2 protein-coding genes are annotated in these 1,126 nt (G+C 60.4%); both read left to right on the top strand.

Features of this window, described 5'->3' with window-relative positions; genetic code table 11:
• The coding region (rlmD, locus tag A3754_RS03715) for a 23S rRNA (uracil(1939)-C(5))-methyltransferase RlmD (RefSeq protein ID WP_063518875.1) at nt 1-637 on the top strand (637 nt) is incomplete at its 5' end.
• An 11-nt stretch (nt 638-648) separates the two neighbouring features.
• The coding region (locus tag A3754_RS03710) for an HD domain-containing protein (protein ID WP_156496756.1) at nt 649-1,126 on the top strand (478 nt) is incomplete at its 3' end.

Raw genomic sequence — 1,126 nt, 5'->3', positions numbered from 1 at the left:
CCTGCAACCGGGTAACGAAAGTACCGTGCACCGTATCTGGCCAGAAGGTGGTGAGCAGCGCCTGTACTACAAACACCCGTCTGCAGGGGTTGAGCTGGCCTTCCATCCTACGGATTTCACCCAGGTAAACGCAGAAATTAACCGCAAAATGGTGCCGTTGGCACTGGACTTGCTGGACATCTCACCGGAGCACACGGTGCTGGACCTGTTCTGCGGCCTCGGGAATTTCACCATTCCTGCCGCCAAACGTGCCGGCAAGGTGGTGGGGGTGGAAGTCAGCCAGGCCATGGTGGAGCGTGGTTACGNGAATGCCCGCCGCAATGGCTTGGAAAACCTGGAGTTTCACGCCTGGGATCTCAGTCAGGACATTAGCGGCCAGGCGTGGGCCAGAGAGGCGTATGATCGTATCCTGATTGACCCGCCGCGCACCGGCGCACTGGAGATGGTGAAGCTGATGCCCCGGCTTGGTGCGTCAAAGATTGTTTATGTGTCATGCAACCCCGCCACATTGGCCCGTGATGCCGGGGAACTGATAGCGCTGGGCTACCGTCTTAAAGCGGCAGGAGTGATGGACATGTTCCCTCACACCACCCACGTTGAGTCCATCGCTGTATTCGAAAAAGCGAAGAAGAAGTAGCAGGTTCTGCCATGGTAACGGTACGGCGACAGCCCTCAGAAGGTTCCATCGTTCACTGGCGTGACTGGATCACGCAGTTGGAAAACCGCGCGCCTGTCCGCGACCGTGCCTTGCTGGAACAGGCCTGCGAACGCGCCGAGCAATGCCAGCTGGCTGGTGAGGCCGCAGGCCGGGTATGGCCTTACGGCAAAGGCTGCCTGGATATCGGCCTGGAAATGGGCGAAGTGCTGGTGGACCTGGGGGCTGACAGTGACATTCTTCCTGCCGCTGTTCTTTACCGGGCGGTGCGCGAAGGGCAGATCACGCTGCTGGACGTGGAGAAGGAATTCGGCCCGGATGTGGCCAACCTGATCGAAGGCGTGCTGCGCATGGCGGCGATCAGTACCTCGCTCAACCCCACCCGCAAGGCAGTGCTGGGCCAGCAGGATGGCCAGCTCGACAACATGCGCAAGATGCTGGTGGCCATGGTCGACGACGTGCGCGTCGCCC

Source organism: Alcanivorax sp. HI0083 (assembly GCF_001635175.1).
Note: the sequence above shows the minus strand (reverse complement) of the source record. Positions and strands in the feature narration are given on the sequence as shown.